At 66.8% G+C, this 14,502-nt stretch carries 18 protein-coding genes and 1 riboswitch; of the genes, 16 read left to right on the forward strand and 2 right to left on the reverse strand.

The window, feature by feature from the left end:
• The first annotated feature begins 561 nt into the window (after window positions 1-561).
• The 3 genes from AB0F41_RS14410 to AB0F41_RS14420 all read left to right on the forward strand — a co-directional run bounded on the left by AB0F41_RS14410 (window position 562) and on the right by AB0F41_RS14420 (window position 1,661).
• Window positions 562-780 carry a DUF4287 domain-containing protein gene (locus AB0F41_RS14410; protein WP_357423721.1) on the forward strand — a complete coding sequence of 73 codons (219 nt, stop codon included), beginning with the start codon at window positions 562-564 and terminating at the stop codon, window positions 778-780.
• A 156-nt stretch (window positions 781-936) separates the two neighbouring features.
• On the forward strand, window positions 937-1,365 hold the full coding sequence (locus AB0F41_RS14415; RefSeq protein WP_357423723.1) for a VOC family protein: 429 nt from the start codon (window positions 937-939) through the stop codon (window positions 1,363-1,365).
• Window positions 1,362-1,661, forward strand: a complete 300-nt coding sequence (locus AB0F41_RS14420; RefSeq protein WP_357423725.1) for a hypothetical protein — start codon at window positions 1,362-1,364, stop codon at window positions 1,659-1,661. The genes AB0F41_RS14415 and AB0F41_RS14420 overlap by 4 nt, the downstream gene beginning before the upstream one ends.
• A gap of 124 nt (window positions 1,662-1,785) precedes the next feature.
• Here AB0F41_RS14420 and AB0F41_RS14425 read toward each other — a convergent pair whose 3' ends face one another.
• Window positions 1,786-1,980, reverse strand: coding sequence for a helix-hairpin-helix domain-containing protein (locus AB0F41_RS14425; protein ID WP_357423727.1), 195 nt, complete (start codon window positions 1,978-1,980; stop codon window positions 1,786-1,788).
• 146 nt (window positions 1,981-2,126) lie between these two features.
• Window positions 2,127-2,276, forward strand: a riboswitch (adenosylcobalamin (AdoCbl) riboswitch).
• 1 nt (window position 2,277) lies between these two features.
• Here AB0F41_RS14425 and AB0F41_RS14430 point away from each other — a divergent pair.
• The 4 genes from AB0F41_RS14430 to AB0F41_RS14445 are packed head-to-tail and all read left to right on the forward strand — an operon-like array spanning window position 2,278 to window position 6,063.
• Complete coding sequence (locus AB0F41_RS14430) at window positions 2,278-3,306, forward strand: ABC transporter substrate-binding protein (RefSeq protein ID WP_357423729.1); 1,029 nt, start codon at window positions 2,278-2,280, stop codon at window positions 3,304-3,306.
• Complete coding sequence (locus AB0F41_RS14435) at window positions 3,303-4,340, forward strand: iron ABC transporter permease (RefSeq protein ID WP_357423731.1); 1,038 nt, start codon at window positions 3,303-3,305, stop codon at window positions 4,338-4,340. The genes AB0F41_RS14430 and AB0F41_RS14435 overlap by 4 nt, the downstream gene beginning before the upstream one ends.
• The gene (locus tag AB0F41_RS14440) at window positions 4,340-5,095 is read left to right on the forward strand and encodes an ABC transporter ATP-binding protein (protein WP_357423733.1); all 756 of its coding nucleotides are present in this window, start codon (window positions 4,340-4,342) and stop codon (window positions 5,093-5,095) included. The genes AB0F41_RS14435 and AB0F41_RS14440 overlap by 1 nt, the downstream gene beginning before the upstream one ends.
• Window positions 5,092-6,063 carry an LLM class flavin-dependent oxidoreductase gene (locus AB0F41_RS14445; RefSeq protein WP_357423735.1) on the forward strand — a complete coding sequence of 324 codons (972 nt, stop codon included), beginning with the start codon at window positions 5,092-5,094 and terminating at the stop codon, window positions 6,061-6,063. Before AB0F41_RS14440 ends, AB0F41_RS14445 begins: the two co-directional genes overlap by 4 nt.
• Window positions 6,064-6,133: 70 nt before the next feature.
• Here the strand turns inward: AB0F41_RS14445 and AB0F41_RS14450 are convergent, their stop codons facing one another.
• On the reverse strand, window positions 6,134-6,658 hold the full coding sequence (locus AB0F41_RS14450; protein ID WP_357423737.1) for a TetR/AcrR family transcriptional regulator: 525 nt from the start codon (window positions 6,656-6,658) through the stop codon (window positions 6,134-6,136).
• Window positions 6,659-6,759: 101 nt separating this feature from the next.
• On the opposite strand from AB0F41_RS14450, the gene AB0F41_RS14455 reads away from it, so the two are divergent.
• The 9 genes from AB0F41_RS14455 to AB0F41_RS14495 all read left to right on the forward strand — a co-directional run bounded on the left by AB0F41_RS14455 (window position 6,760) and on the right by AB0F41_RS14495 (window position 14,475).
• Entirely contained in the window at window positions 6,760-7,428 is a 669-nt protein-coding gene (locus AB0F41_RS14455) for a methyltransferase domain-containing protein (RefSeq protein ID WP_357423739.1), read from the forward strand.
• A gap of 148 nt (window positions 7,429-7,576) precedes the next feature.
• Window positions 7,577-7,918 (forward strand): hypothetical protein, encoded by a 342-nt coding sequence (locus AB0F41_RS14460; RefSeq protein ID WP_357423741.1) that lies wholly within the window; start codon window positions 7,577-7,579, stop codon window positions 7,916-7,918.
• Between the two features lie 37 nt (window positions 7,919-7,955).
• A complete protein-coding gene (locus AB0F41_RS14465) occupies window positions 7,956-8,297 on the forward strand; it encodes a hypothetical protein (protein ID WP_357423743.1) in 342 nt (113 codons plus the stop codon).
• A 69-nt stretch (window positions 8,298-8,366) separates the two neighbouring features.
• Window positions 8,367-8,687, forward strand: coding sequence for a hypothetical protein (locus AB0F41_RS14470; RefSeq protein ID WP_357423744.1), 321 nt, complete (start codon window positions 8,367-8,369; stop codon window positions 8,685-8,687).
• A gap of 39 nt (window positions 8,688-8,726) precedes the next feature.
• The gene (locus tag AB0F41_RS14475; protein WP_357423746.1) at window positions 8,727-11,138 is read left to right on the forward strand and encodes a hypothetical protein; all 2,412 of its coding nucleotides are present in this window, start codon (window positions 8,727-8,729) and stop codon (window positions 11,136-11,138) included.
• Window positions 11,139-11,201: 63 nt separating this feature from the next.
• Window positions 11,202-11,846, forward strand: a complete 645-nt coding sequence (locus AB0F41_RS14480; protein ID WP_357423748.1) for a DUF4178 domain-containing protein — start codon at window positions 11,202-11,204, stop codon at window positions 11,844-11,846.
• A gap of 50 nt (window positions 11,847-11,896) precedes the next feature.
• Window positions 11,897-12,325: a DUF4247 domain-containing protein gene (locus tag AB0F41_RS14485; RefSeq protein ID WP_357423750.1), complete on the forward strand. Its 429-nt coding sequence runs from the start codon at window positions 11,897-11,899 to the stop codon at window positions 12,323-12,325.
• Window positions 12,326-12,365: 40 nt separating this feature from the next.
• Entirely contained in the window at window positions 12,366-12,791 is a 426-nt protein-coding gene (locus AB0F41_RS14490) for a DUF350 domain-containing protein (RefSeq protein ID WP_357423752.1), read from the forward strand.
• Window positions 12,792-12,948: 157 nt separating this feature from the next.
• The gene (locus AB0F41_RS14495; protein WP_357423754.1) at window positions 12,949-14,475 is read left to right on the forward strand and encodes a polyamine aminopropyltransferase; all 1,527 of its coding nucleotides are present in this window, start codon (window positions 12,949-12,951) and stop codon (window positions 14,473-14,475) included.
• Window positions 14,476-14,502: the final 27 nt, after the last annotated feature.

The raw sequence follows: 14,502 nt of genomic DNA on the forward strand, positions 1-14,502 counted from the left end.
GTGCCTACCAGGCCGAATCCTTCGGCCAGCGAACTCCTTTCGTCGACAACGGCCGTCCTGGCCACCGCATTTGACGGCAATGGAATGGGCTCCGTCGCTCAGGGAAAACGCGATCCTGCCCGCCGAGTCCGAGGCCGAGCTGGTCAGGGCGGAGCATCGAGCCCCTTGCGGGGGCGACCATCGACGTAGGAGGAGGTTCCGCGGCAAGGGGAGCCGACAGGAACCAGCCGGCCACCCGGATGCATCGGTTGCCCGATCGGCGGCAGCGACAGTCTCCACAGCCCACGTATTTACCGGAGCTGAGCATGACGCGCGTGTCGAGTATCGCCCGAGAGGGGAAGTTCCAGTGCCCGCCATGATCTCGAGCTGCCGACTACGACTTCTGGACCCTGTGGAACGGCACGCCGCGCGCGAGATCGAGCCGTGCGCAGGACCCCACGGAACAACCTGCCGCTTCATTCGTCCCGAGAGTGACGCCTGACACAATCCGTGGTCCTCCGATGAATCCCTGCTCGGTCGTTCGTCTTCTGATCAGGATTCACACGAGCAAGGAGATCGACGATGCCGAACACCCCCAAGGGCCCCGCGTCCTACTTCCCGTCCATCGAAGCGAAATACGGGCGCGGCATCGACGAATGGAAAGCCGTCCTCCGCGAATCCGGGCTGTCGTCGCACAAGGAACTCGTCGACCTCCTGAAGACCGCACACGGTTTCGGCCACGGGCATGCCAACGCCCTCACCCAGCACTACCTGCACCCCGAGAAATGGGCCGCCGCCTGAACGGTCCGGGGTAGCGAGCCGGGCGGGAGAGGCTCCGCGGGGTGTGCCTCTCCGCCGACGGTATGTGCCGCGCCTCCGCGCCGATTCGGCGTCTCGACAGGGATGCGGCGGTAGGCTGGCGGCGGTTCGCTGCCGGCCGGACGACGAGGAGGATTCGTGGAGCAGCAGGCGCATTTCCTGACGATCGCGACCGCCGACCTCGATGCGGCCCGGCGTTTCTACGTCGACGGCCTGGGCTGGGAACCGCTGATGGACGTGCCGGGTGAGATCATCTTCTTTCAGATCGCGTCCGGACTCGTGCTGGGATTCTTCCTCGCGGAGAAATTCAACGCCGATATCGCCGACGGGTCCGATCGCGCGGCGGTCTCCGGGCTGACCCTCTCGCATAACGTCGGTGATCGCGACCAGGTACTGAGCACGGTGCAGGCCATGGTCGCCGCGGGCGGCACGATCCTCAAAACGCCGCGGGAGAGCGAATTCGGCGGGATCTTCAACGGTCACGTCGCCGACCCGAACGGGGTCGTCTGGGAGATCGCGCACAACCCGGGCTGGCGTATCGATCCGGACGGAAAGGTTGTGCTGTGACCGTGCGCGAACGACTGGGCATACCGGCCGTCGACACCACGCCGATCTACGGCGAACCGTTCGAAACGGCCGAGGGGGCGATCGTCATCACGGTCTCGCGCCGCAGCATCCTGAGCACCACCATGCGACCGGCCGGTGTCTTCGTCGTCCACGACGGCGCGGCGACCTGGGTTCCGGCCGTCGACGTGAACCGCATCGCCCTGCTGGGGGAGGTGATCGGACTGCTGGCGGCCGTGATCGGCAGCCTGGCCGTCCTGCGCCGCCCACCCTGGCCGGACCTGCGGATTCACCGCTGATCCGCTATACCGCTATCGCTGCTCTCGGAGGGTCAGCACAGATTTCCGCAGGCATTGCCGGGATGCGTCGATGATGGCGTCGAGGCCGGGCCGGAACGGTCCGGGTGCGGCAGTGTGGTGTCGATCAGGTCGCTTCTCCGCGGCGAGCGTCGTCGAGGAGCCGGATCGCCCGCGGACCCACACCGTGCAGGGCAAGCAGTTCCTCGAGCCTCGGCGGTAGGTCGGTGATCGACCGGTATCCGGCGTCGACCAACGCCCCGGTCGCCGGTCGGCCGATCTGCACGCCGTCGAACACCGGACCCCGATCCGCAGACGTCATACGGCGAAACCTACCCGAGGCGACCCCTGAGTGCGGATTGCGACGGCTCACCGTTGACCGAAGGCCTGCCCCGGCTGTTCACGGCGCATCGCCACGCGGACACTCTGAATCAACCGTCCAGTTCGGAGCTCGGTATCATCACCTGGTCCCATCCACTCCGGCAGCAATCATGAGTGGAAGTCCGGTGTGAATCCGGCGCGGTCCCGCCACTGTGATCGGCATCCTCGGATGCGGTAAGCCAGGTCGCTCAGCTGCCGGGCTCCGCTTTCGAGGCGTGTGACCTCGGGAAGGAACATCGTGTCCCGGAAAAATCCCGCCTCCCCGGCCCTCACGCGCCGGCTGGCCGCCGGAGCCCTATCCCTCGGAACGACGCTGACGCTGGTCGCGTGCGGTCAGGCGGTGCAGGACACCGATACCGCGTCCGCCGCGGGCGCGCATTTCGTGGACTCCGGCAACTGCGGTATCACCACCGAGTACGCGGGCGTTCCCGAACGTGCGGTCACCCTCACCTCCAATGCCACCGAGACGATGCTCGAACTCGGCCTCGCCGATCGGATGGTGGGCACCTCGTATCTGCGGGGCCGGGAGATCGCCCCCGCCTACACCGGCGACTACCAGCGGGTGCCGATCCTGTCCTCGGAACAGCCGACGATGGAACAGCTGATCGACAGCGAACCGGATTTCGTCTATTCGGGTTATCCGGACGGGTTCAGCGAGAAGACCGGCCATACCCGGCAGCAGCTCGGAGACCTCGGTATCAAAACCCACCTCAACAGCGAAGGCTGTGCGACCGGGCCGGTGCGGATCGACGATATCTTCGCCGAGATCACCACCATCGGCGCCATCTTCGGGGTGCCCGATCGCGCCGCCGCCTCGGTCGACGCACTGCGCGCCCGGCTGGACGCGGTGCGGGAGCGGGTGGGCGACCGCGAGCCGGTCCGGGTGTTCCTCTACGCCTCGGGCGCCGCCACCGCCGCGACCACCGGCGGCAACAGTATGGCCACCGCCCTCATCGAAGCGGCCGGCGGCGTGAACGTCTTCGCCGATGTGCCCGAGCGCTGGATGAACGTCTCCTGGGAGCAGGTCGCCGAACGGAAGCCGGATGTGATCGTCGTACGGGAAGAGGGGACCACACCGCAGTACAGGTCGCCCTCGGTCGAAACGAAGATCGGCGACCTGTCGCGGGTTCCGGTCATCGCCGACACCCCGGCCATCCGCAACCGGGCGTTCTCGACGATCACGCTCTCGCAGTTGCAGCCCGGACCGTATTCGATCGACGGTGTGGAGCATCTGGCGCGGCAGCTGCACCCCGACGCTTTCCGGTGACCGGCCGCCACGGCCGGGTCCGGCTACCGGCGGTACTCGCGGTGGCGACCGTGCTGCTGCTGGTGGTCGCCACCGCGGGAATTCTCATCGGGTCGGTGGGAATCGACGCGGCGACCGCATGGCGGATCATCGCCCATCGCCTCACCGGCCCGGCCCTGGTGACACCGGACTGGACGCGGTCGCAAGATCTGATCATCGCCGACACCCGGCTGCCACGGGTACTGCTCGCCGGTATCGTCGGCGCCGGGCTGGCGCTCGCGGGGACCACAATCCAGGCGGTCGTGCGTAACCCGCTGGCGGGCCCGGGGGTGCTGGGGGTGTCGTCCGGTGCCGCGGTCGGCGCGGTCGCGGTACTCCGCTTCGCGCCGGTCGGCCAGACGGTTGTGCTGCCCTTCGCGGCGTTCGCGGGCGCACTCGCGGCCATGATGCTGGTACTGCTGGTCGCCGGCGGGCGCGGCAGCGCGGAACCGGCCCGGCTGGTGCTCGCGGGGGTCGCGGTGTCGGCGGTGCTCAGCGCCCTGACCTCGCTGATGGTGCTCACGTCACCGGATCAGAGCCTCGCCACCCAGGTACTGCAGTGGACCCTCGGCGGGTTCGGCGGCGCGAGCTGGGATCGGCTGGTGGTACCGGCCGTGGTGCTCGGGCTGTCGTGCGTGGTGCTCGTGCCGATAGCCCGAGGTCTCAATGTGATGCTGGCAGGCGACGAGGGCGCCACCGCGCTCGGACTCGACGTGCGGCGCCTGCGCTTCGGGCTGATCGTGCTCTGTGCCGTGCTGACCGGCGCGCTGGTCGCGGTGAGCGGGGTGATCGGTTTCGTCGGCCTGATGATCCCGCATATCGCGCGCATGCTGGCCGGTTCCGATCACCGCCGGGTACTGCCGGTCGCCGTGGTGGTGGGCGCCGCGTTCGCCATCACCGCCGATCTGGCCGCGCGCACGGTCATGATCCCGCAGGAGATCCCGGTGGGGATCGTCACGGCGCTGGTCGGCGGCCCGTTCTTCGTCTGGCTGCTGCGCCGCACCGGGAGCCGGTGATGCTGAGCTTCGACCGGGTGACCGTACGCGCCGGAGCGACGACGCTCGTCGACGCGGTGAGTCTCGAGGTCGCGGCGGGGGAGCGGGTGGCGCTGGTCGGGCCGAACGGGAGTGGTAAGTCGACGCTCCTGCGCACCGCCTACCGGGCCCGTCGTCCGGATTCGGGCACGGTAGTTCTCGACGGCCTGGATGTCTGGCGTGCCCCGGTCCGCGCGATCGGGCAGCGCACCGGTGTCGTCGGGCAGCAGCATCTCGCCGATTTCCCGCTCGAGGTCGCCGAGGTCGTACTGCTGGGCCGCGCCGCGCACAAACGTCTCCTCGAGTTCGATACCGCGCACGACCACGAGCTGGTCGCCCACGCCCTCGACGCCGTCGAGCTCGCCGGTCGCGCGGAGACCGCGTTCTCGACCCTGTCCGGCGGCGAGCGCCAGCGCACCATGGTCGCGCAGGCGCTCGCCGGTAGTGGGCAGGTGCTGCTGTTCGACGAACCGACCAACCACCTGGACCTGCGGCATCAACTCGCGCTCATGGAACTCGTTCGCGCTCATCCCGGGACGGCGGTGGTCGCATTGCACGATCTGCAGCTGGCAGGGCGTTTCTTCGATCGGATCGCGGTGCTGAACAGCGGGAAACTCTGGGGAATCGGGACTCCCGGTGAGATTCTGACGCCCGACCTGCTCGCGGAGGTGTACGGGGTGCGGGCCGATATCGCCGCCCATCCGGTCGACGGCAGCCCGATGGTGGTCCTGCTGTGAGCGGGTGGGGTGTGCTCACCCACGTCGACGCCGGGCCGGCGGCGGCCGAATCCATTGCCGCCGCTATCGAGCTCGCCCGCGCCGCGGAATCGCTGGGTTACGAATCCTTCTGGGTCGCCCAGCACCGATTCGGGCATCAGGGCGGTGTGATGCCGAGCCCGCTGATACTGCTGGCGGCGGTCGCCCAGCACACCACCCGCATCCGGCTCGGCACCGCGTCGATCGCACCCGCCTTCGAGGACCCACGGCGATTGCTCGAAGACGCCGCCGTGCTGGACGCGCTGAGCGGCGGCCGGCTGGAACTCGGTCTGGGCAGCGGGTCATCGCCGCAGGCCTCGGCGGCCTGGGGTTTCGAACACGAATCGCGACACGAGTGGCACTGGTCCGCGGTGGATTCGGTCCTGGACGGGATCCGGTCGGGGATCGGGCACGGTGAGCGGTTGCCGGTCGTGCCCTCCGCGGCGGGTCTGGCGGACCGGGTCTGGCTGACCACCGGCAGCGCCGCGGGCGCACAGGCCGCGGCCGCGCGTCGGGCGGGGCTCATCGTCGGACGCCGCACGGTCGATGAACGCGGACCTCGTGCCGAGGACCGCCGCGTCGCCGAACTCATCGAGCAGTACCGGCAGGAATCCGGGAGTAACGCGCGGGTCGCGATCTCGCGGCCGCTCCTCGCGACCACCGACGGTGTTCTCGCAGGCCGCTTGCGAGACCGAGAACAGCGGCTGCGCGGCGAACGCGGGAAACCGGGCGCTCCGGCGAGCGTGCTCATCGGTCACCCGGACGACATCGTGGCCGGGCTCCGCGACGACCCGGCACGCGGCCTCGTCGACCACCTCCTCATCCATACCCGCCCGCTCACCGTGCCGCCGCGTATCGAGATCGCCGGGCTGGAATTGCTCGCCGAGCGGGTCCGGCCCGAGGTGGGCGCGATATTCCACGAGTCTCCGACGGCCGAAATCGGCGGTTAGCCGAGTTCATTCGCTGCCGTGCGCGGCGCGGCTCCCAGCTGTCACCCGCCCCCGCGGATCTCTGGATCGCTCACAGTCCCGACACCATCGACTCGAACAGATGCCACGCGGCCGCCGGATCGGCGGGCGTGGCGGTATCGGATACCTCGGTGAGCAGTCCGATGATCGCCCACGACAGTGCGCCGACCATGAGATCGTCGGAGCGCAGTCCCGGATTCGCGCTGAGATGTTCCCGCAGAATCGTCGCGACGCTGCGCCGATAGCCACGCAACGCCGCCGCGGAACTCTTCGGGCCGACCAGGGGCCGGTAGACGTCGGGATGGCCGGCTGCCAGCGCGATCATCACCCGCACCGGTGCCCACGGGCCGTCATCGGGCCCCCGGCCTATCTCGGCGCGCAGGAACTCGGTGCAGCTCACCACCAGCAGCTCGTCCTTATCGCGGTAGTGGGCGTAGAAGGTGGAGCGACCGATATTCGCCCGCTCGATGACATCGCTGACGGTGATGCGGTCGTAGGCGCGCTCCATCATCAGCCCGATCAGGGCCGCGTGCAGAGCGTCGCGGGTTCTGCGGACCCGGCGGTCGGGGGTGGTCATCGTTCTCCTCGCTGGACAGTTTCCGCGGATCTGTACGGAAACGGACGGATCCGGCGGTTTTGATTCTGGTCCGGAATCGATGCGGTGGCGACGATCGACCCATGACATCAGATCAGCGGGTACGCACCCCCATGTTCGTCGACGAGCCGGATACGGGCCTCGTCATCTCCGGCCTGCGCCGGTACAACCTTTTCACGGCCCTGTTCTTCTTCGGCCGCCAACGCGGACTCCTGTCCCGGCTGGTGTCCCGTAGCGACCTGCGGGCAGGCGAGGACGTGCTGGATATCGGTTGTGGCCCGGGCAAACTCGTCCGCGCGATGGGCCGGCAAGTGGGCCCGGGCGGCAGCGTCACCGGGGTCGATCCCTCCGCCGAGGCGATCGCCTACAACCAGCGGCGGGACCCACACCACCGCTATCTGCGTTCCCCAGCCCAGCAACTCCCGCTACCGGACGACGGTTTCGACGTGGTCACCTGCACGTTCGTCATGCACCATATTGCCGAGCCGTACCGGGACGCCGCGCTGAACGAGATGTGGCGGGTTCTGCGCCCGGGCGGACGCCTGCTGCTCGCCGATGCGCACTCGTCGGGATTCGTGCGTGCGGTGGCCGGCGGGTGGGCGAGGATTCGCGGAAGGAAACCGATCGACCCGCTCGCGGGTGTGGATATTCGTCGATACGTCCCTCGTCTGACCGAGATCGGATTCGCCGAGCCGCAATTCGTCGCTGTGGGGCACCACACGGCGACCTTGCTGTCGACCAAGCCCCACTGAGCGCCGCCGGGCACGGGCTGTGAGTGCCGGAGCCGGCGGCGGCCTCCACGTCATGGCCTGTGCCGTCCTGCCCCCATTCCTGGGAACCCGCATCGGCCTATGAGAGATTCGTGGGTGGTGTCCGGCAGGAGAAAGGTGAGGTGCTGCGGTGGCGGACGACTGGTCGCGGTATACGCACCCCGAGACGGTAGCTGCGCTGGAATCCGGCCAGGATTTCGTCCACGCTGTCGACGATATGATGGAACGAGTCGACGATATTCGTGCCCGCCGGCCATCGCCCAGTTCGCGTGTGATTCCGGAGGTCGATGGATACGGACGGCTCACCGATCTGTACATCGCCCCGGGCACCATCGCCCATTCGGCGGGACAGGTGGAGCTCGCGGCCGATATCCTCGCGGCGATACAGGAGAGCACGGTGGACGCCGCGCGTCAGCACCGGCTCGCCCTCCAGGAAACAACCTGGCCGCGTCTACGGGAGCCGCAGGCGTGAACGGCACGGATATCACCCGGATCAACGGACACGTCGTATGACCGAACCGAATGACTCTGCCGCCGCGCAAGCGGTTACCGAGCGTCGCAACCCCGTGTTCGAGGTATTCAATCCCGACTACTCGGTCGGAGTGGCATGCGATGGCGCGGGATGGATCGTGGGCGTACACCTGGGCGACGAGGTATGGGAGAACACCGACCTGTGGCTGGCCGCCGAACTCGTACGCGTCGCCCGCCTCGCCCGAATGAAATCTCAGGTGGGTCGCAGGGCGGAGATGCTGGCTAACGGAGCGCTTCCCCACAGCGCCGACAGGTTGGGTCTTCCGACCGAGGCGGAATTCTCGCGGCAGTTGCATGAAGAGTTCGGGCGGGGGTTCTGACGGCCGATGACCCATCCCCAGGAGTGGGGATGCTGAAAAATGAGAGCAACGGACGGGAGAGGTTGGGCGATGGCGCAGGAATTCATACAGGATCCGGACGTGCAGCGCCGCCGTGCCGGCGCCAACAGGGCGGCCAGCGATCCCGCGTATGCGCGTGCCGTGGGCGACCCGGAATGGCTGGCCGGTTTCGAGGCCCAGTTCGGCAAGGCGGCCAACGTATTCAAGGTTCTCGACGCCGAGCGCCATATGAAGGACCGTGCGGTGGGATGGACCGGAATCGGAGACGACCTCAACACCAACGGCGATCATTCGGACGCTGCCGGTACCACGATCGAGACGATGGATATCGATGGCTACCAACACATACGACGGTCGTATCCGGAAGCGTGATTTCGCGTCCGCTAGTCGTTTGAATTCGGGGACGGTCTCATGGGTGAGAACAAATACAAAGCCGGCCAGGATCTGGATGATGGCTACGCCGGATATCTGAGCGAGGGCCAGTCGATCAAGAAGGGGGAGTGGCTCTACTCACCCAACGGCGACTACCGGATGGGTATCCGGGAAGGTAACGCCGTCGTCGAGCATGTCGGCAGTGGCAATGTCGTCACCCAGCTGTCGAACGAGAAGGACATCAAGGGTGAGTCCATCAAGTTCGAGACCGAAGACTGGGCGCAAGGTGGTGCGGATCAACTAGCCCTGCAGGGTAAGAACAAACAGGGCAGTTACTCCAACGGTTTGTGGGAAACCGGAACCGGCGGAAATCACGACGTCAAAGATTTCAACGACGATTTCGCCGATGACGAGCTGCCCGAAGTATTTGCTCTGACCAACGATGGATTGCTCATCGCCATGCGCGACAATCCAGGGTCGGAATGGGACGGAAAACTCGACCCCAAGAAGGACAGCCGAGCCCTGTCCTATTGGGGTGATCCGAAGGATATCGCCAAGAAATCCCCCGGGCTCGATGCCAAGGCCAAGGCGGAGATCGACAAGCTTCCGAAGAAGCTGCAGCTACCCGAAGGAAGCAAGCCGTCCTCCGACCTCGTGCTCGCCGTTGACCTCGCCAACTATCGCTTGGTCTATCTGTCGGGTCAAATGGGAACCGAGAAAGGCAAGAAGCCCGATCTCCTCATCTCCCCCAAGGAGGGTGAGGACAAGAACACCCATGACAACGATCTCCGTGACACCTCCATCGAGAAGTTGCAGAGCAGGGGCGAAGGTGCCGGGCAAACGGAAGAGGGGTACAAGGCTGTCGTCAAATCTCTCTCCGCGGATGCCGACTGGTGGCAGGATCAAGATTTCAAGTTCGTGAAGCGCGTGGAGACGCTATCCGAGGCCAATGAGAAGGCCTACGGGAAGATCTGGACCACTGTGGACGGTGCGAACGACGATATCGCCGCGTCACTGAAGGGTGGTGTTACCCGCTACTGGGGTAGTGATCTATCCACGCAATACGCAGAGCCCGGCTTGCAGAACGTCGCGGAAGAGGCCGCGATTTTCCCCTTGCTCAAGGATGCGATCAAAGATTGCACGAAGATCGTCTCGGACTACGTGAAAGCTGCGGAAGACCTCGCAGACAAGGGAGATAAGACCGGCGACGGTGACAAGACCGGCGACGGTGACAAGACCGGTGACGGTGACAAGACCGGTGACGGTGACAAGACCGGCGACGGTGACAAGACCGGCGACGGTGACAAGACCGGCGACGGTGACAAGACCGGTGGCGGTGACAAGGGCGGTGGCGATCAGGGGGGTGGCGATACGGGTGGTGGCGATACGGGTGGTGGCGACAAGGGCAAGGATCCTTCATTCGGTGACGGCGGCGAGAACAACAAGGGCGACGGCAAGGAAGACGGCAAAGAGGACACCGAGAAGCCCGATACCAAGCCGATCGACGTCGAGGACGAGTTCTCGAAGATCGTCGGCGGAGGCTCGGCCGATGGCTCGGAGTCGGAAGATGCCACGGAGGATGGGAGCCCCGAGAGCGATCCCAGCAGCCTCGAGGATCGGATAATCGAAGCCATCAATGGGGGTCCCGGCGAGCAGCAACAGCAGCAGCAGGGGCCTGGGCAGCAGGTGCAGCCGGCTCCCCAACCCAGCCAGGATCCGATGGCGGGCCTGGCACAGGCCGCGATGATGTCCTCACTCGCGGGTCCGTTGGCGCAGGGCGCCAACGGTGATGCCGCCGGCAAGGACGACAAGGAAAAGGAAGACGCCGAGGACGACACCGACAAGCCGATTCCCGGCGCCGGTCAGCAGTCTCCGGGTACGGTCGCCGCCGTTGATCAGGGGAATCAGGGAGACCAGGGGAATCAGGCACAGCAAGCGGTCTTCGCACCGGAGGGCGATCCCGGCGCCCCGCTCAAGGTGGATACCCCCGGCGCCCCAGTCGATCACAAGCTACCCGACGGTTCGACGGTGGAGGTGCCGCAGCCTGTCGCCGAAGCGTTGACCAAGGTAGCGGAGAATCCGGCGTTCAACGCCAGTCAGGCCTATGCCGATACATCGGTCGCGCGCGCCGAGGACAACCAGTGGGACGCGACCGACGCCTCTCAGTTGCGGACGGGTGATGTGGTGGCCTGGGAAGATTACAGCGCGATCGTGATCGACAACGGGAACGGCCCGCATTACCTGGAAAACGGGCAGCTGATTCCGCTGGATCAGAACAACCTGGACCACCCGGTACACGGGAATTTCGAGAACTATTACCATCCGAGAGGTCTCGATTCCGGTCCCGCGGACGCCGCGACTCCCGAAGCGCCCACCGAACTGCCGGACCCGAAGGTCACCCAGTCGGCGCCGCCCGCGCCGCCCCCGGTGCAGGCGCCTCAGTCGACCTGAGGTCGCGGGGGGAATATCAGAGGGCTCGGATCCCCACCGGTGGTCTGAAAGCCGCGGCGGCGAATGCTACTCTCCGCTGAAGATCGCCAGAGGGAGGCTGCCATCGACGCGCTGTTGCTCATCCTGCTGATCATCGTGCTCGTGGTGGCAGGTGTCGCGGTGTATTTGCTGGTCCGGAAGCGGAAGGCGCCCGCCGCGCCGTCCGGGCCGGTCGATCCGTTCGCCGATAAGGATTCCGATGCGCTGCGCGGGGACCCGCGGGCGCTGAAGGCGGGCGATATCGTCGATATCTTCGGTGACACCTACACGGTTCGCGGGTCGTTGCGCCTGAAAGAGGGCGGATACCAGTGGAGTGAGCATCTGCTCGATACCGCGAAGGGCACCCGCAAGTGGCTGTCTGTGGAAGAAGACCCCGACCTCGAACTCGTGCTGTGGACGGAGACGCCGGGTATCCCGGCGCCCGGCGGCAAGGAGATCGAGCACGATGGGAAGCGGTTCCGGCTGGACGAGTCGGGGAACGCGCAGTACCTGAGTGAGGCGACCACCGGGCTCACGCCGTCGGGCACGCTGGCCTATCACGACTATGTGGCCGAGGACGGAACACGGCTGTCGTTCGAGGATTTCGGCGAATCCGGCAAAAAGGAAGCCGCGATCGGGCAGGTGCTGTACCGGAGTGCGATTATGATCTACCCGCAGTCACCGTCCTGAGGAACTGCGTAACAAAGACGGGCTGTGTGCCGGACGGGGGAAGGTTTTCCGTGAGTCGTAAATCTTGGGTGATCGCTGCGCTGTGCGCGATCCTGGCCGTGGTGCTCGCGGGCTGCGGCTCCGATGACGACGATGACGGCAGCAGCGCGCGCTCCTACGTCTCCTCGAACTACACCCGGGCGGCCAAACTCGATGAGGCCAACAACGGGACGGCCTACACCGCGAACAAGGCGCCGAATACGGCGGCCGACGAGATCGCCCGCGCCTCGCGCCCGCTGGACCGGCGCACCTCGGGGCCGATGACGTTCCTGCAGTATCGCGACGACATCATCGCCGTCTCGCCGAACGGGTCGGGCGCCAAGATCCTGGTCGACGATTACCGCACCGGCCATCGCCGGCACCACTCCTATGTCAGCGCGTTCGGCTGGCCCAGCGATAACAGCGGTTTCCGTGGCGGCGGTTCCGGCGACGGAAAATAGCCGCCACCTCGCAGACAGATTCCATTTCCAGGAGGAAACAATGCTCGAAGACCTGCCCGCGAACGCCGGAGCCGCGGCGGCCTACTCCGGCCTCGGGATCGTGCTGATGGTGCTCGGATTCGTGCTGGTGGATGTGCTCACCCCCGGTAACCTGCGGCATCAGATCTGGATCGAACGCAACCGCAACGCCGCGCTGCTGGTGTCGGCGAACATGCTGGGCGTGGGGATCATCGTCGCCACCGCGATCTGGACCTCCGAGGGCGCGATCGGCCGGGCGCTGGTGTCCAGCGCGGTCTACGGGATCATCGGATTGATCGCGATGGCGCTGGCGTTCCTGATCCTGGAGTTCACCACGCCGGGTGAATTCCGGGGTGTGGTGAACGAACACGAACTGCATCCGGGGGTGTGGGTGAGCGCGGCCATCCATATCGCGGTCGCGGCGGTGGTCGCGTCCGCCCTCACCTGAGTTGACGGCACAGGATACGACCGGGGCCCCGGTCGGGGCCGAGCCGGAGACCGCGGTCTCCGGGGCCGGCCACATGCGGGGAGCCGACGGTGCGTCCGGGCGCGGCGGGGTGCCGGCGAGCGGCGGGGCAGCCGGGAGCGACCACCCGTCCGGGGGCGTGCCGGGGCGTTTCGCGCGGGTGGCGTTGCTGACCACGGTTTTCGTCTGCGCGGCGTGCGGGCTGGTCTACGAGCTGTCGCTGGTCACGCTGGGCAGCTACCTGATCGGTGACACCGCCACCCAGGCGTCCATCACGCTCAGTGTGATGGTCTGCGCGATGGGAATCGGTGCGCTCGCGGCGAAACCGCTGCGGCACCGGGCGGCCGCCGCGTTCGTCGCGGTCGAACTGGCGCTGGCGCTGTTCGGTGGGCTGTCGGTGCTGATGCTCTACGCCGCCTACGCCTGGCTGAACCTGTACACGGCGGCGCTGGTACTGGCGGCGTGTGTGATCGGTGCGCTGGTGGGCGCGGAGATTCCGTTGCTGATGGAGATGTTGCAGCGGATCCGGCGCCAGGACGCCGGCAGTGCGGTGGCGGATCTGTTCGCCGCCGATTACGTGGGCGCGCTGCTCGGCGGGCTGGCCTTCCCGTTCCTGCTGCTGCCGGTGTTCGGGCAGATCCGCGGCAGTCTGATCGTCGGGGTGGTCAACGCGGTCGCGGGGCTGGTGCTGATCGTCGTCTGGTTCCGCCGGGACCTCTCGCGTCTGCTCCGGGTGGCGCTGGGCGCGGTGACCCTGCTCGTCGCCGGCGTGCTGCTCGGTAGTTACGTCTACGCCGATCGTTTCGAGGCCACCGCTCAGCAGGCGCTGTTCACGTACCCGATCGTCTGGCAGCGGCAGACCGAATACCAGAAGATCGTGCTCACCGAATCGGTGTCGCCGTTCGGGAACCGTGATACCCGGCTGTTCCTCAACGGCGATCTGCAGTTCTCCTCTGTGGACGAGTACCGGTATCACGAGGCGATGGTGCATCCGGCGCTGGCCGGACCTCGGAAGAATGTGCTGGTCATCGGTGGCGGTGACGGTCTGGCCTTGCGGGAGATCCTGAAATACCCGGACGTGGAAACCGTCACGCTGGTGGAACTCGACCCGGTCATGATCGAGCTGGCCCGCACCGACTCCCGCCTCACCGAACTCAACCGGAATTCGTTCGCCGATCCTCGTGTCCGGGCCGTCACCGCCGACGCGTTCTCCTGGTTGCGCACCGCCGAATCCGATTACGACGCGGTGATCGTCGACCTGCCCGACCCGGACCAGACCTCCATCGCCAAGCTCTACTCCACCGAGTTCTACGCGATGACCACCCAGGTGCTCGCGCCCGGGGCGACGATGGTCGTGCAATCGGGCTCGCCGTTCTTCGCGCCCCATTCGTACTGGTGTATCGGGGCGACGATCCGCGCCTCGGGACTGCATGTGCTGCCGTATCACGTGGATGTGCCGAGCTTCGGGGACTGGGGTTTCTTCCTGGTCACCCGGGAACCGGACCCCCGGCTCGCACTCGAACCACCGGCCCCCTTGCGTTCGATCGACCGGCAGAGTCTGCCCGCGGCCACCGTTTTCGCCCCGGACCGCCGGGATACCGGTGAACAGCCCTCCACCCTCATGCACCCGGTGATCCTGGACCTCGCCCGCAAGGAATGGGTCTGATCCGCTGAGCAGGCAGGGCCGACGGGG

The organism is Nocardia sp. NPDC024068 (assembly GCF_040638875.1).
Classification (GTDB): Bacteria; Actinomycetota; Actinomycetes; order Mycobacteriales; family Mycobacteriaceae; genus Nocardia.